Source organism: Kribbella sp. NPDC049584 (assembly GCF_040675555.1).
Classification (GTDB): Bacteria; Actinomycetota; Actinomycetes; order Propionibacteriales; family Kribbellaceae; genus Kribbella.
This window is the reverse complement of record NZ_JBFAPF010000002.1, coordinates 472,999-492,524: the sequence shown is the minus strand read 5'-3', so window position 1 is coordinate 492,524 and position 19,526 is coordinate 472,999. Positions and strand designations below refer to the sequence as shown.

Here is a 19,526-nt window from a genome sequence, read left to right as displayed (position 1 = left end):
ACGTCGGTGAAGACCGTCAAAGGTCTGGCTCTTGCCTGCCACCCCGGGCCGACCATCGCCGTGACCGCTCTCGTCACGGCTGTCGCGTGGTCGGCCGGGCGAAGTCCGGCCGGGTGTCTCCTCGTCGCAGCAACGATCCTCACCGGCCACCTCTCGATCGGCTGGAGCAATGACGCGATTGATGCCGCCCGCGACACCATTGTGAACCGCCGGGACAAGCCCGTGGTGCGTGGACTGGTGAGTCGCCGGACGCTCGCGATCGGTGCAGGCGTCATGCTGGTGATCACCGTCCCCGTCTCCCTGGCCAACGGACTCGCGGCCGGACTGGTTCATCTGCTGTTCGTCGCCTGCGCCTGGGCGTACAACCTCGGCCTCAAGTCGACCGTGATCTCCTGGCTCCCCTACGCCGTCGCGTTCGGCGCACTGCCCTCGTTCGTGACGCTCGGGACCGCACAGGTCTGGGCGCCGTGGTGGGCCACCGCGGCGGGCGCCCTCTTGGGGATCGGTGCCCATCTGGCAAACGTCGTACCCGATTTGGCCGACGACCTCGCGACCGGCGTACGGGGCTGGCCGCAGCGGCTCGGGTCCTATGCCCGCCTGCTCGCTCCGCTGCCGCTCGCACTTGCGACCGGGCTGCTGGTGATCGCGCCCGCCGGGGCGATCGGCGTCGTCGGCTGGATCGCGCTCGCCGTCGTCGCGGCGCTGCTCGTCACGATCGTGCTCTGGCGCAACGCGCCGTTCCTGGTCACGATCGCCATCGCCGCGGTCAGCATCGTCACGCTGGTGTTGCGCGGTGACGCACTGATCTAGCCGGTGCCTGCGGATCGAGTACGGCGTCCGGCTTCAGCGGCGCGTTGCTGCCGAGGATCGCGGCCGTGAGCGCCTCGGCCGGCTCCTTCGCGGCGCGCGGGTTCGTGATCAGCACCAGGTCGATCGGCGGCAGCTCCGGCAGGCCCGCGCTCGGCGGCGGCTCGACCAGGTCGGCGGGCATCAGCGACCGCGCGAAGATCGCGATCCCGAGCCCGGCCCGGACAGCCGCGAGTACGCCGTTGACGCCGCGCACGATGCACGTGATCCGGCAGGTTCGGCCGGCCTGCTCGAGCGACTGGACACCGAGCGAGCGGCTCAGCGACGGCGCCTGGTACGCGACCAGCGGCACCGGGCCGTCCGGCGCGATCCGGGTCCCCGAGATACCGGCCCAGACGAGCGGATCACGTCGTACCAGCCGGCCGTTCGGTTCGTACCCGCCGCCGGCGCCGTGCTTCACGTAGGCGAGGTCGAGGTGGCCGGACTCGACCCGGCGGAGCAGATTCGGGCTCTGGGCAACGGTCAGCTCGAGGTCGATCCGCGGGTACAGCTGGCGGAAGTCGCGAAGGATCTTCGGCAGCGGGGTAAGCGCGAGGTCGTCGGTCACACCGAACCGCAGCCGGCCGCGCAGCTCCGAGCCGGTGAAGTAGCCGGCCGCCTCTTCATGCGCGGCCAGGATGGTCCGGGCGAAACCGGCCATCGCCTCGCCGTCCGCGGTGAGGGTGACGGTGCGGGTGTCACGCACGAAGAGCGGTCGCCCGACGGCCATCTCGAGTTTGCGGACATGTTGGCTCACCGTCGGCTGCCGGATACCCAGCCGCTCCGCCGCCTGCGTGAAGCTCAGCGACTGCGCCACCGCCAGGAACGTGCGCAGCTGGTCCGGGTCGTACATCGATTCACCCCTTCATTACGTGACGCTATAAGACTAATAGGAGTAATTCGCTGGGGGAATCCAGTACCGAACCGTGAGGATGGACGTGTCCTCCCCTGACCAGTCGACACGCGTAGGGATCGCTCTTGACCACCCGGGCCACTTCCGGTTCTGTCCCGTCCACCGATTTCCACCTCCACCGCACCACCGACCGCACCGAGCTCCGGGAGTCGCAGCGCCGCCCGGGCTTCAAGGACACCTTCAGCGCGCTGCGGGTCCGCAACTTCCGTCTCCTGGTCAGCGGACTGCTGGTCGTCTCGACCGGCGGCTGGATCCAGCGCATCGCGCAGGACTGGCTGGTTCTCACGCTCACCGGGAGCGCGACCGCGGTCGGCATCACGACCGCGCTGCAGTTCACCCCCACCCTTCTGCTCGGCCTGTACGGCGGCGTCATCGCGGATCGCTTCCCGAAGCGGAAGGTCCTGCTCGCCACCCAGACCACCTTCGGAAGCTGCGCCGCCATCCTCGCGACGGTCGCGTTCACCGGCCACGTCCAGGTGTGGCACGTCTACACGATGGCGTTCGTCCTGGGCCTCGCGACCGCGGTCGACAACCCGACCCGCCAGTCGTTCGTCACCGAGATCGTCCCCCGCGACACGGTGCGAAACGCGATCAGCATGGTGTCGTCGACGTTCCAGCTCGGCAGCATGGTCGGGCCGGCGCTCGGCGGCGTACTGCTCGGCGTGCTCGGTACGCCGTGGGCGTTCGCGATCAACGCCTGCACGTTCTTCGCCTCGATCAGCGCGCTGCTGCGGATGCGCGAGAGCGAGATGCCCGGATACCACGCGGCCCGCAAGGCGAGCGCGGGGATCCGGATCCGCGACGGCCTGCGCGACGGCGTGCGGTACGCGTTCCACGAGCCGGCCGTGCGGTGGGCGATCGCGCTCGTCGGGATCTACGGCATGTTCACGATCAGCCTGGCGGTCACGCTGACCGCCTTCGCCGACCGGGTCTTCCAGATCGGCGCTTCGGGGTACGGCATCCTGAACTCGGTCGTCGCGTTCGGCGCACTGGCCGGGGCGCTGCTGTCGGCCCGCCGCGTGCGGCCGACCCGGCTGCGCAACCTGATCGGTATCGCGTGCCTGCTGACGGTCACCGAAGTACTCGCCGCCATCCAGCCGTCGCTGTGGACGTTCATCCCGGTGCTGGCGTCGATGGGTATGGCGACCCTGATGTTCCTGACCGCGGCCCAGTCGATGGTCCAGTTGACCACTCCGGACGGCCTGCGCGGCCGGGTCTCCGGGATCTACAACCTGGTCTTCATCGGGGGCGGCGCGATCGGCGGGCCGACGGTCGGGTTCCTCGCACAGCACTTCGGGGCGCGATCGGCGCTGCTGCTCGCCGGGCTGGTTCCCGCGGTGGCGACGGTCGCGATCGGCCTGCGGCTGCGCCGGGACGGCCAGTTCCGGCTGGTCCTCGTCCGGACCAGGTCCCCGTGGCACCAGGTCCCGGTCCGGCTCAACCTGCAGCAGGCGGAGATCATGCTGTCGGCCCCGTCGGCCGCTCCGATCACCCGGACCTCGCGCCCGTTCGTACTGGGTCGTCGTCAGCACGCGCGGACGGACTCGCATCTGCGTCCGATGCGCTCCCGCCGCCGCCCGCAACACCACCAGTAACTCCGAGGCGGGGGGCGAGCACGCTGCCTTCACTCACCCCTGCCCCGGGCCACCTTGAGCACCCACCAACCACATCCGGCTGCGGCTCGTGGTTGGTGGGTGCCCAAAGACGGGTTACGTCGTGGTGATGACACCGACAGGCGGGACCTGGACGGTGCGGTGGTGCTTGGTGCCGCCGAGGATCACCTTGCGCAGGGCAACGTTGTTCTTCGTGTTCGACTCGTAGAGGCGGTTCTCGGGGTTGGCGCTCACCTGGACGTAGTACGTGCCGTTGGGAAGGTTCGTGATGTCGAAGGACTGCCCGGGCAACGACTGCTCGTAGGTGTCGCCGTTGCCGACGTCGAGGACCTCACGGACCGACAACGAGCTGTGGTCGCCGCAGGCCGTGTGCAGGTCGGTGTTGTACGGGTGCCAGTTCGCGTTCTTCACCGTGTAGTCGATGGCATCCGTCGCGGCCAGGCAGAACGCCTCCTTCTGGCTCCGGACCACCTCGGTCTGCTTCGAGTTCAGCAGGCTGTAGCGGGCGAAGTCGGTGAAATGCCAGTGGTTGTGTCCGGGCCGGCCGTCCCACTCGAGCGTTCCGGTGTTGTGGTACCCGACCTCCTTGCCGTGTGTGTCGTAGAAGTACTGGTACGCGTCCATGAGGTCCTTGCCCTGCTGCCGGAACCCGTCCAGCACCAGCGGCGATAGGCCCGCGTTCCACACGGTCGCCGAGAACTGCAGGAAGTCCTTGGCCGTGTCCGGCGTACCCTCGTCGCCCGGCGCGGCGACGATTCCCCAGGCCGGGACCGGTCGCAGGTCAGGCTTCGGGCCCTTCGGCACACTCGCCTTCCCGGTCGGACGGGCCGTGTGAGGCTTCAGCGCCACCGAGCTTGCTGCCGCCTTCTTCCCGCCGAAGCAGCCGCGTAGGCACGTGTCGCCCTTCTGGATCGTCACGTTCAGCTTCACCGACGCGTCCGCCGCCGGGATCTTGAAGAAATCCCGGTAGCCCTTGTTGACCGTGACGGTGGCCTTGTACTTGCCATTGGCAAGCTGCACCGGATCGCCGCCGTCGTAGGTCCGCGAGGACCATCCCGTCTGCACGCCCCACACCGCGCCCTGCGTGAACGGGTTCGCAGTACAACCGTCCGGGTACGGCGACGTCGCGGGTGCGTCCGGCCGGGTCCGAGATCCTTCGCCGTTCAGGCACAGCGCCTGGTCCTTGTCGAGCACCTTCTTCCCCGACGCATCGGTGAGCGTGATGTGCAGGAACTTCCCCAGGCCGGAGAAGTCCGTGACGAGTCCCTTCGGCAACTGCCGGGTCGCCTTCCCGTTGACGTACTGCGTCGCGACGACGGGCGAGCTGTACGACGCGCGCGTCGCACGCACCTCGATCGGTGCGTTGCCGGCCACCACATGCGTACCGAGGTCGAGGTCGACGCCGTAGTCCTCGACGTTCTCCAACGTCAAATCGGTGCTACCGGCAACCAATTTCAAAGCCGGCCTGGCGGTGCTGATCGGACTGGACGATGCTGCCGACGCTGCCGACGCACCGGTGGCCGCGAGTGCGACCAGACCGGCCGCACCGGCCACGGCGGTCCCGGTGACCACAGCGCGACCGAGTTTCCTTGCCTTCACGATGATGGAACCCCCTCTTGCACCCGGCCGGCGTCCTCACGAAGCCGGCCTGTTGCTGGTACGACGACCAAGCGGTGCGGCGAAGTTGATCAAGGTTCCATGGCAGTCGTGTCACAGGAAGTCACCAGCGCTGAATACTTGACTGGGTAAATTAAGCCGACCTAGGCTCGGCCGCGTCCGCTCACTCCTCCCCCGGAGGAACATCGCATGTTCTCGAGACGCCCCACTCTGACCGTGCTGGCCGCCGTCGCCCTGGTGTCGACAGCAGCCGCAACCGCCCCGGCCGACGCCGCCCAGGTCCAGGTCCAGGCCGAGAAGGCGGCCCCCGCCAAGTATCCGCAGGTCGCGGCCAAGCCCTACATGGGCTGGAGCAGCTGGAGCCTGCAGTCGACCAACTACCCGGGCGTCAACCCCGACGGCCCCGGCAGCTTCATCAACGAGAAGAACATCCTCACCCAGGCGAACGCCCTGGCCACCAAGCTCAAGCCGTACGGCTACGAGTACGTCAACGTTGACGCCGGCTGGCAGGACGGCGGCGACGAGTACGGCCGCCCGATCGCGATGGCGAAGCGTTTCCCGCGCGGGATGAAGGCGGTCGGCGACGACATCCACAAGCTCGGCCTGAAGTTCGGCATCTACACGACCGTCGGCCTGGGCACGGACGTCTACCGCGACGGCAACACGCCGATCTACGACGCGCCGGGCTGCTTCACCCGCGACATCGTCTACCCCGACCTGCGCAAGACCAACGGCTGGGACGCGGCGTACAAGATCAACTACGCGAGCCCGTGCGCGCAGAAGTACGCCGACTCGATCGCCAAGCTGTTCGCGTCCTGGGGTGTCGACTTCATCAAGATGGACGGTGTCGGCCCTGGCTCGTGGAAGGGCGCGCCGGACGATCCGAACCACAACAACATCGAGGACATCCAGGCCTGGTGGCGCGCGGTACAGAACGCCGGCCGGCCGATGCAGTACACGCTGTCCTGGTCGCTCAGCCATCGGTACGCCGATGTGTGGAAGCAGAACTCGAACGGCTGGCGGATCGACACCGACGTCGAGTGCTACTGCGACACGATCGTCAAATGGGACAGCTCGGTGAAGCAGCGGTGGTGGGACGTCGCGCAGTGGATCGACGACGCCGGACCGGGCCACTGGAACAACCTCGACGCACTGGACGTCGGCGTCGGCGCGATGGACGGTCTGACCGACGCGGAACGTCAGTCGTACATGACGTTCTGGGCGATCAACTCGGCGCCGCTGTTCGCCGGTGACGACCTGACCAAGCTGGACGCGTACGGCCTGAAGCTCCTCACGAACCGTGAGGTCATCGCGATCGACCAGTCCGGCAACCCGGCCCGCCCGCTCAACCAGGACCAGCTGCAGCAGGTCTGGTACGCGCACAACAAGGACGGCAGTACGACGGTCGCCCTGTTCAACCTGGCCGACTCCCCCGCCACCGTGACCGGCAACTTCGACCAGCTCGGCATCGACGGGAAGGCGACGGTCCGCGATATCTGGGCCGACCAGAACACGCGCAACGTGAGCGGTGCGGTCAGCGCTCAGCTGCCGGCGCACGGGTCGAAGCTGTACAAGATCAGCCCGAGTCGCGTTCCGGTTGCCACCCCGGCCGATCTGACCGCGACCGACGTCAGCGGTACGACGACCACGCTGACGTGGCGGCCTGCCGCCGGCGCCACGTCGTACAAGGTGTTTGCCAATGGCAAGCAGGTTGCGACCGCGTCGGGCACCAGCACGGTGGTCAGCGGTCTGTCGCCGCAGACGCAGTACTCGTTCACAGTGCGAGGTGTCAGCGGTGGCAGCACGTCCGGAGCTAGTGCGCCGGTGACGATGTTCACCTCGGCCGGACCGGTGCGGTACGAGGCGGAGGCGTCGAGCAGCACGTTGACCGGCGATGCGAGTGTCTCCGGATGCAGCCTGTGCTCGGGTGGTTCGAAGATCGGCAACATCGGCTACGGGTCGACGGTGACGCTCAACAACATCACCGTGCCGACGACCGGGACGTACCTGGTGAAGATCGCCTACACCGACGGTGACACCAGCCGGCAGAGCATGCTGACGGTCAACGGCACCGATACGTACTGGGCCAACTACAGCGGTCTCGGCGACAACGACTGGGGTACGCCGCAAGTGACGTACCTGCCGATGAAGCTGACCGCCGGCGCGAACTCGATCAAGGTCAGCAACCCGAACGGCTACATCGCCGATATCGACTGGATCACCGTCTGATCCGGTCCTGCGGGCCGCGGGGCCGGCACCACCAGGGCCGGCCCCGCGCTTTACTGGACCAATGAACGCCTACCCCGAATCTCTGATCCCGCCCGGCAGTACCGCACCGGTCCCGCGGCGGATCCGCGCGATGCTCGACGACCGCGTCGTCCTCGACACGACGGACGCGATCTACCTGTGGGAGTTCCCGCCGTACCCGCAGTACTACATCCCGGTCGGGGACGTTGCCGACGGCGTACTGACCGACACCGGCGAGACGAAGACCTTCGAGCACGGGGTCGCCCGCGTGCACAACGCCGGATCGGGCCATGCCTGGATGTACGACGACGGCGTCGCAAAGGACCGCGTCCGGTTCCAATGGGACGCACTGGACCGCTGGTTCGAAGAGGACGAGGAAGTCTTCGTCCACCCGCGCAACCCGTACTCCCGGGTCGACGCGATCAAGTCCACCCGCCGGGTCGAGGTGGCGGTGGACGGGATCACGCTCGCCGACTCGAGCTCGACGGTCATCGTCTTCGAGACCGGGCTGCCACCGCGCTACTACTTCCCGAAGGCATCGGTCCACCTGGAGCACCTCACGCCGTCCGAGACCGTCACCGCCTGCCCGTACAAGGGCCGCACCTCGGAGTACTGGTCGATCCCCTCGGTCCCGGACGTCGCCTGGTCCTACGACTTCCCGACAGCGCCCCTGCTGCCGGTCGCCCGCCATGTCGCGTTCTTCAACGAGAATGTCGACATCACGATCGACGGAGTGCTCCAGGAGCGCCCGATCACCCCGTTCTCGAACCCGGTCGCCAGGCCGACCGACGGCACCGTGCGGTGATCAGATGCCTGCGGTGGTGGCGCCGTCCATCGTGACGATCGAGGCGGTGACGTAGCTCGCCAGCGGGGAGGCGAGGAAGACAGCGACGTTCGCGACCTCGTCGGGTTCCCCGAAGCGGCCCATCGGTACTTCGCGGACCATCTCGGCGAGGAGCTCGTCCTTCGGCTTACCGGTCGCCCGGACCGCGGCCTCGAGCCCCTCGTCGACGCGGTTGGTGCGGGTCGTCCCCGGGTTGATCACGTTCACCCGCACGCCGCTGCCGGCGTACGCCTTCGCGTAGCCGACCGACGCCAGCATCAGCGCAGCGTTGGCAGCACCGCCGCCGATGTGCAGCGGGTTCGCGGCGCGACCGCCCTGGCCGACGACGTTCACCACCGCGCCGCTGCCGCGCTCCGCCATGCCGCGGATGACGGCCTCGGTCGCGTGCATGTACGTGAAGTACTTCGCCTCCATCGCCGCATGCAGCGCCTTGCTGTCCAGCTCGTCAACCGGAGTACGCCGGGCCGCGCCCGCGCAGTTGATCAGGATGTCCGGTACGCCGATCCGTTCGAAGACGGCCTTCGTCGCGTCGGGATCGGTCAGGTCGACCGCTTCCACCGCGAACGTCAGGTCCGGGAGCTGCTCCTGCGCCTTGGCCAGATTGGCGGGATCACGGGAGATGCCTGTCACCGTCGCGCCTTCACGCGCGAGCACCTCGACGCAGGCAAGCCCGATGCCCTTGCTGGCTCCGGTGACGACGGCGGTCTTCCCGGTCAGTTGCAGATCCACGTGACTCCTCAGAGGTTGGCGTCGTACTCCGTGCGGGCGGCGGCGATCTCGTCCATGTGGTCGTAGGCCCAGGTGCGCATCGTCGCGACGGCCGCGGCCAGGCTTCGGCCGAGCGGCGTCAGCGTATAGGTCACCGTCACCGGAACAGTAGGAACAACCTCACGCCGTACGACGCCGTCGCGCTCGAGGTGGCGCAGCGTCTGCGTGAGCATCTTCTGGGTAATGCCCTCGATGATCGACTTGAGCTGCCCGGAGCGGAGCGTGCCGCCCTTCTCGAGCGTGCTGATCACGAGCATCGTCCAGGTGTCACCGATCCGGCCCAGCACCTGACGTGTCGGGCAGGCGCCTTTGGTGGCGTCCCACTTGCCTCTGACCTGGTCGGTATCCATTAGGTGCCTATAGCAGTAGTAAGTGCTGTCTTCCGGGCCGCCAGGACCCGCTCGTAGCTTCGACGGCGAGTCTAGTTGAAGGAGCGGAACGCCAATGAGGGCAGTGGTTGCGGTGGACAGCGGAAAGGTCGGGCTCGCCGAGGTCGACGAGGTCCGGCCAAGCGACGGCGAGATGGTGATCGAGGTCGCGGCGTTCTCGATCAACCGCGGCGAGACGTTCCAGTTGGAGCGGCCGCGAGACGGTTGGCGGCCGGGCAAGGACATCGCGGGCCGGGTGCTCGAGGCGGCGCCGGACGGTCCGCCGGCCGGCACTCGGGTGGTCGCCCATCTGCAGCACTCCGGCTGGGCCGAGCGCGTGGTCGCGCCGGCCACGCAGGTCGCAGTACTGCCGGACGGCATCTCGTTCGAGCAGGCCGCCGCGCTTCCGCTCGCGGGGCTGACGGCGCTGCGGCTGTTGCGTACGGCGGGCAGCGTGATCGGGCGACGGATCCTGCTGACCGGCGCATCCGGCGGAGTCGGGCATTACTTCACCGAGCTCGCAGCCGGCGCGGGCGCTGTCGTCACGGCGGTTGTGTCGAGCCCGGCCCGCGGCGCGCGGCTGTTCGAACTCGGAGCCGAGGACCTCGTGTACGACGTCGCCGACGCGCGCGGACCCTTTGATCTCGTGCTCGAGTCCGTCGGCGGAGAGAGTCTGCCGGTCGCGTTGTCGAAGCTGGCCCCCGGCGGTGACCTGATCTGGTTCGGCCAGGCCAGCCGGCAACCGGTCACGCTCGATTTCTTCGACTTCTTCGCCGCTGCCGAGACAGCACGGATCCAGCACTTCCACTACGTCCACGGCCCCGACGGCCAGGACCTCGCGACGCTCGTCCGACTGGTGTCGGCCGGTCGCCTCCATCCGGAGCTCGGCCGCGTCGAGGACTGGTCCCGGACCGACGCCGTACTCGACGACCTGCGCAACCGCCGCATCCGCGGCAACGCCGTACTCACACTGCACAAGGAGGCACCACTGATGAACGACCCGAAGAGCGTCGTCACCCGGTACGTCGAGGCTGTGGCGGCCGGTGATCTGCCGACGATCCGGGCGAGCTTCGCACCCGATGTGGTCTGGACCTACCCGGGCGATCTGCCACTGTCCGGCGACTGGAAGGGACGGGACATGGTCGTCGACGAGTTCCTCGGAGCAGCGGCCGGAAACCTCTTCGCTCCCGGTACGCCGGTGCAGATCGAGCTGGTGAACGTGATCGCCGACGGCCAGCAGGTGTTCGCCGAATGGACCGCCCGGGCGACCGCGCGCGCCGGTGGTGCCTACGACAACAAATGCGGCGCAGTCTTCACGGTCCGGGACGGAGCGATTGTCGCAGTCCGGGAGTACCTCGACACCGACCACGCGCGCCGCGTGCTGTTCCCGGACGAACCGATGCTCTGAGCAATTATCTGCCCTGGTGCGGGCTTGATCGGGTCAGTACAGTGGGTAACCAGATCGACACTCTTTGTTTCGACGCCTGATGCCCGAGCAGTTGCCCTGAGCACCGACGCCGGAGGACCACCCGTGCCGACCTCTTCACCTTCCAAGCTCTGGAAGACCATCCTGCACCACGACCTCCCCGCGTCGTTGGTGGTCTTCCTCATCGCAATCCCCCTCTCCCTCGGGATCGCCGCCGCATCCGGCGCACCGCTGATCGCCGGCCTGGTGGCCGCTGTGATCGGCGGCGTGGTCGCCGGTGCGCTCGGCGGATCGCCCTTGCAGGTCAGCGGTCCGGCCGCGGGTCTGACCGTGGTCGTCGCCGGCCTCGTCGCCCAGTTCGGCTGGGCCGCGACGGCTGCGATCACCTGCGCCGCCGGCGTCCTGCAGATCCTGCTGGGCGTCACCCGCATCGGGCGGCTGGCGCTCTCGCTGTCGCCCGCCGTCGTCCACGGCATGCTCGCCGGGATCGGCGTGACGATCGCCGTCCAGCAGCTGCATGTCGTGCTCGGCGGCAAGGCCCAGAGCTCGCTGATCGACAACGTCATCGCGCTCCCTGCGCAACTCGTCGCGCATCACGGTCATTCCGTTGTCGTCGGCATCTTGACGGTCGCGATCGTGCTCGCCTGGCCGAGAATCCCCAAGCTCAAGGTGGTTCCGGCACCGCTCGTCGCCGTGGTTGCGGTGACTGCTCTGACCGCGGCCTGGATGCCAGACGTGACACGGGTCGATCTGCCGGATCATCCGCTGCAGAGTCTGATCCTGCCGACGATGCCCGAGGGTACGCCGATCGAGATCGTGACCGCCGTCCTGACCGTTGCGCTGGTCGCCAGTGTCGAGTCGTTGCTGTCGGCCGTTGCCGTCGACAAACTTCATCGCGGCACCCGGACCAACCTCGATCGCGAGCTGATCGGCCAGGGCGCAGCGAACGCGCTGTCCGGCGCCCTCGGCGGTATGCCGGTCACGGGCGTCATCGTCCGCTCGTCGACGAACGTCGCGGCCGGCGCGCGGACCCGGGCGTCGGCGATCATGCACGGCCTGTGGATCGCGGCGTTCGTGCTCGCTGCCGGCGCGATGCTCGAGCTGATCCCGATGGCTGCGTTGGCCGGCGTACTCCTGGTCACGGGGTTGCGATTGGTTCAGCTCGCTCACATCCGCACGTTGCGCAGGCACGACGAGTTGCTCGTGTACGTCGTGACGGCGGTCGGCGTCGCCGTCCTCGGACTCGCCGAAGGCGTGCTCCTCGGCCTGGTGCTCGCCGTCGTACGCGTGCTCTACCGGCTCGCCCGCGCAACCGTCACCGCGACCGAGTCCGACGGCGTGTGGATCGTGCGGATCCGCGGCACGCTGGTGTTCCTCGGGGTCGCGTCACTCGTGCGGACGCTGCGGTCGATCCCGGCGGGCGCGACCGTGCGGGTCGAGCTCACCGTGGATCATCTCGACCACGCGGCGTACGAGGCGATCGAGGACTGGCGGCGGGGGCATATCGCCCGTGGCGGCATCGTCGAGCTGAATCCTGATCGGTCCGGTCGGCAGATGCTTGACGGTGTCCGCGAGTTCGAGGCCTCGGCCGACGAGATCCGGCCGCTGCTCGCGAAACTCGCGGCGGAGGGGCAACGGCCCGAGCATTTGTTCATCACCTGTGCAGACTCGCGGATCGTGCCGACGATGATCACCACAAGCGGTCCCGGCGACCAGTTCTGCGTGCGGAACATCGGGAACCTCGTGCCACCGAAGGGCTCCAACAGCAGCTCGGTCGACGCCGCGATCGAGTACGCGGTCGAAGTCCTCGGCGTGAAGTCGATCGTGGTCTGCGGTCATTCCTCCTGCGGTGCCGCCGCGGCCGCGCTCGCTGCCGACGTACCCGAGGGTTCCGGCCTGGAGAGCTGGCTGCGGCACCTCGAGCCGTCCGTACGGCGTGCGGTCGCGCTGCCCGACATCATCGATCCGGCAACCGGCGTGAGGCTCTCGCCCGCCGACAAGCTGTCCGTGGCGAACGTCGCCGTACAGCTCGAGAACCTGCGGAGTTTCGCCTGTGTCCGCGAGGCCGAGGCTCAGGGCCGGCTCGAACTGATCGGGCTGTGGTTCGACATCGGTGCGGCCGCGGCCAGGCTGGTGCTCGAACGCGAACCCTTCCTCGTCCGTGCCGACGACGAACTGTCGAAGATCAGGAGCAGCGGTACCGCGAGCGCGATCGCGACCAGACCGTCCAGCCAGTAGTGGTTCGCAGTGACCACCACGACCGTGAAGGTGAGCAGCGGATGTGCGATCCACAGCCAACGCCACCGTGACCGGGTTGCGCGGATCAGGAACACCGCGACCATCAGCGCCCAGCCGACGTGCAGGCTTGGCATCGCGGCGAACTGGTTCGCCACCCCGGAGTGCGTGCTCGGCCCGTAGACCGACTGGCCGAGCAGCACTCCCGTGTCCACCCAGCCCGCCATCATCCGCGGCGGCGCGAGCGGGAACACCATGTGCCCGATCAGCGCGAGGCCGGTCAGTGACGCGAGCGCCCAGCGCGCCTTGCCGTACTCGGCCGAGCGGCGGATCATCAACCACAGCAGGACCATCGCGGTCAGCGGGAAATGCACCGTCGCGTAGAACAGGTTCGCGATCCGAGCCAGCCCGTCGACCTGTAGCGCGTGATGCTGGAACGTCGCCTCGCTCGGCAGCCCGAGCGAGGCCTCCCAGCGGATCAGCTCATGGGCGTGTGCGAACGCGGACCCCGAGTGCTCCGCCGACAGGAACCGACCGAGGTTGTAGACCCCGAACAGCACCGCCAGCAGCGCCACCTCACGGACGATCCTCCAGATCCCACCACCACGACTCCGCCCCAGCTCCGGCAGTGCGGGTTGCCCCACGCGGTCCAGAGTCATCTGCGCCATGCCGACCCCCCAGCTCAAACCGAACGCTCGTTCTCTGAAATTCCACCCTGCTACTCATAGACCGGCGAGATCAAGAACGGTCATTCGTTTTCCACTGTGATCCTCGACTCACAGCCCTGGGATATTGACTGGCGCCGCTCCGTGGTCCCCGGAAGGATCGGCCGGCATGGAGACGGTCTTCATCCGCTGGACCTGGCTGCGCGCGGTCCTGCACAACGGGTGGTGGCTGGTCACGAGCGTCTACCTGGTCGTCGACGCCCGCCTCTCCCCGGCAGAGCTCGTGCTGATCGGGTCGGTGCAGAGTGCGTTCGCGCTCGTGTTCGAAGTACCGGCCGGTGTCATCGCGGACACGATCAGCCGCAAGTGGTCACTCGTCGTCTCCCAGGTGCTGATGGGTACGGCGATGCTGGCGACGGGACTGTTCGAGTCGTTCCCGGCGCTCCTCGCGACCCAGGTGCTCTGGGGTATCTCGTGGACCTTCGCGAGCGGATCGGACGTCGCGCTGATCACCGACGAGCTCGATCGGCCCGACCGGATCAACATCGTCCTGACACGTGCCGCCCGCGCCCAGCTGACCGGCGCCGCGACCGGCCTGATCGCGCTCGGTCTGCTCGCTTGGGCGACCCGGCGCGACGTCACGATCATCGTCGCCGGCGCCGCGATGATGTCGCTCGCGCTGTACGTCGCGTTCCGCTTCACGGAGAACAAGTTCGAACAGGCAACAGCCCGCCTCGCTCCACTCGGCGGGGTGGCGGGGGGTCCGACCCGCACGGCCCGCTGGTCGACGTCGTGGACCACCTTCGTCCGCGGCGTCACGCTCGTACGCCGGAGCCGCGCGATCCTGCTGATCTTCGCCGCGACGTTCCTCGTCAACGGCGCCTCGGACGCCGCCGGCCGTCTCACCCAGAAGCAGCTGATCGACCTCGGCCTGCCGGCATCGATCCTTTGGTTCACGGCTCTCGGAGTGGTCGGGCTGGTCGTCGGTGCGCTCGTCCTTCGGCTCGTCACCAATCGCATCAACGGCCGCCATGCCGCGACCGACTATGCGTGGGCAGCCCTCGTCGGCGTACTCAGCATGCTCCTGCTCGCCTTCGCGCGCGATCCGGCGTTCGGCGCGATCGCCGTCGTACTCCTGAATGGCATCGTCACCCCGCTGACCCGTGTCATCAGCACGATCTGGATCAACACCCGCACGACCGCGGACATCCGCGCGACGACCCACTCGTTCCTCGCGCAACTCGAATACCTCGGCGAGATCGTCTGCGGCCTCACGATCTCCACACTCGCCGGCCTCACCAACGTCCCGATCGCCCTCGCCGGCTGCGCGCTCCTCTTCGCGGCAACCGCAGTACTGATGCGTCAGCCGACCAGTGACGAGGCGACCGTGTAGGTGTTGCACGCACCAGGGCTCGCCGCATCGAACCCGGCCGTCGTCCAGTACCCGTGGTTCTCGCCGTTCCCGTGATCGTGCTCGTTGTCGATCGTCGTCCGGATGACCAGTCCCCAGACGGTGAGCCAGTCCGAGGTGACCGGGAAGTAGTTGCGGTCGGCACCGATGTACACCGCGCTGTAGCACGAGGCCTGCAACTCCATCCGCCGCGTGTCCTCCAAGTGCGCGTCGACGCCGTTCAGCTTCACCTCGCGGTCGTACATCGCCGCGAAGAGACCGGTGAGCGCCTGCACGTGGTGCCCGTACTCGTGCCCGATCTCCAGGGCCATCCACGCCCGTGCCTCGTCGGGATCCTCGCGGTAGATCTTGAGATGGGTCGCGGCATCCATGTAGATCGTGCCGTCGCAGTAGTAGTCCCGGCCGTCGTCGACTGTGCACGGCGAGGACGGCGACTGGCCGAGCACGACCACGAGTTTCGGCGGCTTGAAGGTGAATCCTGCCTTGCGGATCGCCGGCGCCCAGGCCTTGTTCAGGCAGGCGACGTACTGCGTGAAGTAGGCGCGCGCGTTCGCCAGCGACGTCGGGTCGTACGCAGGCTCCGCGCACCGGGCGGACGGCAGCTTCCCGACCGCGTAGATCGGATTGTGGGTCACCGCCGCCGGCAGCGGCGGTGTGGAAACCGGTGCCGTCGAGTCGCCGCCGGGTGAGGTCGTCGACGACGACGGCAGGCCGGCTCGTGCCTTGGCGGCCTCCGACGCGGCGGCCGCATCGGCGTCCGAGACAGAGTTCTTCGACGTACAGCCGGTCAGGAGGACGACTGCGGCAGCGCAGATCGCGATCAGGCCCCGTGAGTTCACTGGGTGAATGTAGTCCAGGTGATGGTTGCCTCGGTCGGTGTGGCCGAAACCTGCAACAGCGCGTCGTCCGGGATGGCGTCGTACGGCGCGAGGACCACAGGGAGATTGAGGTTGTAGAGCTCGGCGGCGACCAGGGCGCCGAGGGGGATGATCGGGTCGGGGCGGGTCAGGATGATCGCGGCGGGTGCTGTGCGGGCGCGGATCTGTTCGGCGAGAACGCTGCTGGCTGAGCTGGAACCGCGGCCGGATTCCATCAGGAGGATGCGGCCGGTGAGGACGGCGCCGCATTGTGGGTGATGGGCGTCGACGATGCGGCCGTGTTCGTCGGTGCCGCCCCAGAACGAGAGCGGTGCGGTGAGGCGGATCGGCTCGCCGGTCGCGGTGCCGGGGTGGAGAGTGCGGCCTCGGATGATCACTCGAGCACGACCTGACCGGCCCGGGCCGAGGCGACGCATTCGGCCAGCGAGCCGAGAACCGCGTTGACGTTGATGTTTCCGGGTGCGTAGTGCGCCCACTTTCCGGAGTTCGTCATCACGTTCTTCCAGTCGGGCGAGAGGATCGCGGTGACGTAGGTGCAGGTGTCGACGACCACGGTCACTCCGGCGTTCTCCAACACGTCCAGCTCGGAGCCCTTGAGCCGCTCCCGCGTGTGGCGGTTGGTCGACAGGTAGAACGGCACCTTCAGCGGCGGCCCGTCCTTCAACAACTCCGCGAGTCGCACACATTCGGCGTACGACGCGTGCGGCGTACCGACGCTCACCGCATCGAGCTCGCCGGTCGTCGACAACTCCCGCCTGACACGCTGCAGGGTCTCGAGATCAACCTGGCGCACCGGAAGATCAGCGAAGTCGCGCGGTGCCTCCGGCGTGACGCCAACCGCGTGGAACAACGCGACTCCCCCAGCCGACGCGGCCGCCGCACCAAACGCCTTCAGGTCATCCTCGGTCACCTGTGCCGGAATCCCAACCAGCACAGGGATTTCGGCACCTACCACCGACCCGATGTGGTGCCCGAGCAACGGATACGCCAGCTCCGAAAGCAGGAAGTCGCCCAGCGGCCGGCAGTCGAACACCACGGTCCCCCGACGTGCCTCGGTCGTCTGCAGCCCGGCGTACGGCGCTCGTCCGGTGATCGCCGCGCAGACGTCGAGGAAGTCGCCGTACCGGTCCGTCCGGGCGCCGAGGACCGAGTTCGCGAACACGATCGCGTTCGACTCCGCCCACGCGACGTGCTCGCCGAGCCCGGGCCGGTTCGGGAGCTGGTACGGCGCGCAGGTGAACGTCGGCGCACATCCGAGCTCGACGTACGCCGCCATCAGCTCACGCCCCGCGGCAGCCAGCTCCTGATCGCGGACCAGGGCCGGATGGATGAGGTCCGTCGAGCCGACGTTCAGTGTCGTCGGCACGCGTACGCGGGCGCCCAGCTCCACGAGGCGGTGGACAAAGTCGAGGCTGACCTGACCGTGGTACAGGCACGAGTCGACGTGCGCGGACGTGATCTCGACGAGCCGCGGCGCATCGGAGATCCGCGCCTGACCGATGATCACCCGCATCGCGAGCGCGACGCCGTCCCCGTCCCGACCGCCGAACATTGCCTCTTCCTCGGCGGTCAGGTGAAGGGTCTGCATACCTCAGACGGTAACCCGACGGCTCGCGACCAGGTTTCCCGACGCGTAGCCGTCGGCCCGCAGCAGTGCGCCGGCTGTCACCTCGAGGATGTCGATGCTCAGCGGGCCGGTCAGATCCTCCGAGCTGATGGGGCGCTCGTCGAGATAGATGTCGACCCGATCGATGCTCTGGGCATCGATCCCCACCGTGAGCGTGGTACCGCTGAGCGACGTCTTCAGGTCGAGCCGACGGACCGGTTGCGCCGCGAGCAGCGCACCGGCTCTGTTCAGCAGGTCCACGTTGCCGTCGAGCAGATCGGCCCTGGTCATCCGGTGTGTCTCGTGCGGTTTCACGCCGAGATCCTCGACCGGCGTACCGGCGAGCTTGCCGACGCGCAGGGTGCGGCGGATCGCGACCCTGAGGTTCGCACCGTTGGGCAAGGCGATGTACGGCGAGGTCTCGTCGGGTGGAGGTGGTTCGTTCAGCAGCGACGCGAGCAGGCCGTGGGTCCAGACGTTCGCGCCGCCCGCCCCGGTGTTGTCGTCGACGCCGAGGATGGTGCCGATCTCGTGGTCGGCGAACCCGGCCGTGAAGATGTCGGTGGCCGAGTAGACCCGCGCGTCGGTGATCAGCACGACCGGCCCGTGGTACGTCTGCCCGACGTCGTTCGCGCCGTCCTCCGGGGTGATCGGCTTCGCCGCGGAGTACTGCGCACCCGTCTCGATCGCGAGGTCCAGCGAGTCGAACCACGGACCGAGATCGATCCCCGACGGGTTGTCCTTGTGCCGGCGGCAGATCTTCAGGTTGAGCGGCGTACTGATGAACTGCACGGGCTCCGGCGAGATCCGCCGCGGCGTCATCGTCTGCAGCGTGAACTCGCTGGCGTAGATGTGTCCGCCGCCGTTGTCGCGTACGTCGACGATCAGGCCGTTCTGCGGCAGGGCCGCGGCCAGCCGGACGAACTCGTCCCGGAACGCGACCGGATCCTGCACGCTGAACGTGAAGATCCGCAGGTGACCGAAGTTGCCGGACGACGTGACGACCTCGCGGGCCCGGAAGACGCCTGGCATCGTCGTCGGCACGTCGGCGCCTGCGACAGCAGCCGGTGCGGCCAGTTCGGCCGAGCTCTGCCCGCGTTCGAGTTCGACGACGTCGCGCACGTACAAGGCCTTCTTCGCGCGGGACTTCTCGTCGGAGTCGAGGTCGAGACCCATCAACGCCGAGGCCTCGCTCACCGCGTCCAGATCCGTCATCGGCGGGAGGTTGGTGCCGACCTTCCATTGCTCACGGAGCTCCTGGTTCGAGCCGTCGAGACCGACGTACGTCAGCGTCACCCAGTCCTCGTCGGGCGGGGACTGGATCACGAGCGGGCGAAGCGTGAGCGATTCGAGCCCGCGGGCCAGGTTCGCGGCGTCGTTGCTGCCGGCGAACAGTGCTCCGTTGAGGGCGACCGCGCGGGCGATCGGCGTACCGTTCCAGTGCGTCACCTCGGCGCCCGGACCGAACTGCGGCGCCTGATAGCCGGTGATCGTGCGGGTGATGAGGTAGTGCTCAGCGCCTCCAGCGGTTTCACTGTCGTAGCACTTCTCGATCATGAACGGCAGGAACGCGATCTTCCCGGCGAACGGCACCGGCAGCAGATAGTTGGTGTGCAGATCGCGGACCGAGTGGAAGATGCTCGACATCTCGCGATGGAACATCCACTCTTCCTGCATCGTGTCGTCCGTCTGGCGCTCCATCCGGGCGCGCAACACCCGCAGGCGCTGCAGCGGGTTGACCGCATGCATCGCGACCTTGAGCGGCAGGTGCACGTAGTTCTCACCGAGCAGCAGAAGCGCTTGGTCCACCAGCAGTCTGCGCTGGTCGAGCGTCAGCGTTCCCGCGGCGTCGAGGAACTCCGGCAGCGGGACGGCCGCTGCTTCGTCGACGGCCGGCGAGGTCCGTCGCCTAGCGGCGGTCTTCTTGGCAGCGGCTGCGGTCTTCTTCCCCGTGCGTGTCATCGTGCGTGGTTGAGACATGTTTCCCCCAAGCAAAGCGGCCCCTCCCCCGCGATCTCTCCACGTTCGTTCGCGCACCGGACGATGTCAACGGCGCACCCGAACAACTCCGCGAACTGGTCACCGAGCA

Annotated in this window: 15 protein-coding genes and 1 pseudogene; 7 read left to right on the top strand and 9 right to left on the bottom strand. The window is 68.1% G+C overall.

What is annotated here, in order from left to right; all coding sequences use genetic code 11:
• The first annotated feature begins 6 nt into the window (after positions 1 to 6).
• The gene (locus AB0J62_RS09150) at positions 7 to 810 is read left to right on the top strand and encodes a UbiA family prenyltransferase (protein ID WP_363866289.1); all 804 of its coding nucleotides are present in this window, start codon (positions 7 to 9) and stop codon (positions 808 to 810) included.
• On the opposite strand, the gene AB0J62_RS09145 is transcribed toward AB0J62_RS09150, so the two are convergent.
• Positions 776 to 1,699 carry a LysR substrate-binding domain-containing protein gene (locus AB0J62_RS09145; RefSeq protein ID WP_363866286.1) on the bottom strand — a complete coding sequence of 308 codons (924 nt, stop codon included), beginning with the start codon at positions 1,697 to 1,699 and terminating at the stop codon, positions 776 to 778. The genes AB0J62_RS09150 and AB0J62_RS09145 overlap by 35 nt on opposite strands.
• Positions 1,700 to 1,824: 125 nt before the next feature.
• On the opposite strand from AB0J62_RS09145, the gene AB0J62_RS09140 reads away from it, so the two are divergent.
• Positions 1,825 to 3,354 (top strand): MFS transporter, encoded by a 1,530-nt coding sequence (locus AB0J62_RS09140; protein WP_363866283.1) that lies wholly within the window; start codon positions 1,825 to 1,827, stop codon positions 3,352 to 3,354.
• 114 nt (positions 3,355 to 3,468) lie between these two features.
• Here the strand turns inward: AB0J62_RS09140 and AB0J62_RS09135 are convergent, their stop codons facing one another.
• Positions 3,469 to 4,971 carry a lysyl oxidase family protein gene (locus AB0J62_RS09135; RefSeq protein ID WP_363866280.1) on the bottom strand — a complete coding sequence of 501 codons (1,503 nt, stop codon included), beginning with the start codon at positions 4,969 to 4,971 and terminating at the stop codon, positions 3,469 to 3,471.
• Positions 4,972 to 5,178: 207 nt separating this feature from the next.
• Here AB0J62_RS09135 and AB0J62_RS09130 point away from each other — a divergent pair, with 207 nt between their 5' ends.
• Both AB0J62_RS09130 and AB0J62_RS09125 read left to right on the top strand, forming a co-directional pair.
• Positions 5,179 to 7,218, top strand: coding sequence for a CBM35 domain-containing protein (locus tag AB0J62_RS09130; RefSeq protein ID WP_363866277.1), 2,040 nt, complete (start codon positions 5,179 to 5,181; stop codon positions 7,216 to 7,218).
• A 61-nt stretch (positions 7,219 to 7,279) separates the two neighbouring features.
• Complete coding sequence (locus AB0J62_RS09125) at positions 7,280 to 8,041, top strand: DUF427 domain-containing protein (protein WP_363866274.1); 762 nt, start codon at positions 7,280 to 7,282, stop codon at positions 8,039 to 8,041.
• On the opposite strand, the gene AB0J62_RS09120 is transcribed toward AB0J62_RS09125, so the two are convergent.
• Both AB0J62_RS09120 and AB0J62_RS09115 read right to left on the bottom strand, forming a co-directional pair.
• Complete coding sequence (locus AB0J62_RS09120) at positions 8,042 to 8,809, bottom strand: SDR family oxidoreductase (protein WP_363866271.1); 768 nt, start codon at positions 8,807 to 8,809, stop codon at positions 8,042 to 8,044. It lies immediately after the preceding gene.
• Positions 8,810 to 8,817: 8 nt separating this feature from the next.
• The gene (locus AB0J62_RS09115; RefSeq protein ID WP_134097615.1) at positions 8,818 to 9,198 is read right to left on the bottom strand and encodes a helix-turn-helix domain-containing protein; all 381 of its coding nucleotides are present in this window, start codon (positions 9,196 to 9,198) and stop codon (positions 8,818 to 8,820) included.
• A gap of 94 nt (positions 9,199 to 9,292) precedes the next feature.
• Between AB0J62_RS09115 and AB0J62_RS09110 the strand changes: the two genes are divergently transcribed.
• Together AB0J62_RS09110 and AB0J62_RS09105 are read left to right on the top strand one after the other, a co-directional pair.
• Positions 9,293 to 10,624: a nuclear transport factor 2 family protein gene (locus tag AB0J62_RS09110; protein WP_363866266.1), complete on the top strand. Its 1,332-nt coding sequence runs from the start codon at positions 9,293 to 9,295 to the stop codon at positions 10,622 to 10,624.
• 123 nt (positions 10,625 to 10,747) lie between these two features.
• Positions 10,748 to 12,700, top strand: a pseudogene (locus AB0J62_RS09105) (SulP family inorganic anion transporter); the annotation flags it as partial.
• Between the two features lie 14 nt (positions 12,701 to 12,714).
• Here the strand turns inward: AB0J62_RS09105 and AB0J62_RS09100 are convergent.
• Positions 12,715 to 13,545 (bottom strand): phosphatase PAP2 family protein, encoded by an 831-nt coding sequence (locus AB0J62_RS09100; RefSeq protein WP_363866263.1) that lies wholly within the window; start codon positions 13,543 to 13,545, stop codon positions 12,715 to 12,717.
• Positions 13,546 to 13,711: 166 nt separating this feature from the next.
• Here AB0J62_RS09100 and AB0J62_RS09095 point away from each other — a divergent pair, with 166 nt between their 5' ends.
• On the top strand, positions 13,712 to 14,935 hold the full coding sequence (locus tag AB0J62_RS09095) for an MFS transporter (RefSeq protein WP_363866260.1): 1,224 nt from the start codon (positions 13,712 to 13,714) through the stop codon (positions 14,933 to 14,935).
• Here AB0J62_RS09095 and AB0J62_RS09090 read toward each other — a convergent pair.
• The 4 genes from AB0J62_RS09090 to AB0J62_RS09075 are packed head-to-tail and all read right to left on the bottom strand — an operon-like array spanning position 14,905 to position 19,399.
• Positions 14,905 to 15,792, bottom strand: a complete 888-nt coding sequence (locus tag AB0J62_RS09090) for a neutral zinc metallopeptidase (RefSeq protein ID WP_363866257.1) — start codon at positions 15,790 to 15,792, stop codon at positions 14,905 to 14,907. The two genes, AB0J62_RS09095 and AB0J62_RS09090, sit on opposite strands and share 31 nt — an antisense overlap.
• Complete coding sequence (locus AB0J62_RS09085; RefSeq protein WP_363866254.1) at positions 15,789 to 16,208, bottom strand: DUF126 domain-containing protein; 420 nt, start codon at positions 16,206 to 16,208, stop codon at positions 15,789 to 15,791. The genes AB0J62_RS09090 and AB0J62_RS09085 overlap by 4 nt, the downstream gene beginning before the upstream one ends.
• Complete coding sequence (locus AB0J62_RS09080; protein WP_363866251.1) at positions 16,205 to 17,419, bottom strand: aconitase X catalytic domain-containing protein; 1,215 nt, start codon at positions 17,417 to 17,419, stop codon at positions 16,205 to 16,207. The genes AB0J62_RS09085 and AB0J62_RS09080 overlap by 4 nt, the downstream gene beginning before the upstream one ends.
• A 3-nt stretch (positions 17,420 to 17,422) precedes the next feature.
• Positions 17,423 to 19,399, bottom strand: a complete 1,977-nt coding sequence (locus AB0J62_RS09075) for a S41 family peptidase (protein ID WP_363866248.1) — start codon at positions 19,397 to 19,399, stop codon at positions 17,423 to 17,425.
• Between the last annotated feature and the right edge of the window lie 127 nt (positions 19,400 to 19,526).

Excerpts from the sequence above, each read along its gene's own strand:
- AB0J62_RS09115 (WP_134097615.1), bottom strand. The coding sequence starts at position 9,198 with ATGGATACCGACCAGGTCAGAGGCAAGTGGGACGCCACCAAAGGCGCC.
- AB0J62_RS09110 (WP_363866266.1), top strand. The coding sequence starts at position 9,293 with ATGAGGGCAGTGGTTGCGGTGGACAGCGGAAAGGTCGGGCTCGCCGAG.
- AB0J62_RS09080 (WP_363866251.1), bottom strand. The coding sequence starts at position 17,419 with ATGCAGACCCTTCACCTGACCGCCGAGGAAGAGGCAATGTTCGGCGGT.
- AB0J62_RS09095 (WP_363866260.1), top strand. The coding sequence starts at position 13,712 with ATGGAGACGGTCTTCATCCGCTGGACCTGGCTGCGCGCGGTCCTGCAC.
- AB0J62_RS09125 (WP_363866274.1), top strand. The coding sequence starts at position 7,280 with ATGAACGCCTACCCCGAATCTCTGATCCCGCCCGGCAGTACCGCACCG.
- AB0J62_RS09145 (WP_363866286.1), bottom strand. The coding sequence starts at position 1,699 with ATGTACGACCCGGACCAGCTGCGCACGTTCCTGGCGGTGGCGCAGTCG.
- AB0J62_RS09075 (WP_363866248.1), bottom strand. The coding sequence starts at position 19,399 with ATGACACGCACGGGGAAGAAGACCGCAGCCGCTGCCAAGAAGACCGCC.
- AB0J62_RS09100 (WP_363866263.1), bottom strand. The coding sequence starts at position 13,545 with ATGGCGCAGATGACTCTGGACCGCGTGGGGCAACCCGCACTGCCGGAG.
- AB0J62_RS09130 (WP_363866277.1), top strand. The coding sequence starts at position 5,179 with ATGTTCTCGAGACGCCCCACTCTGACCGTGCTGGCCGCCGTCGCCCTG.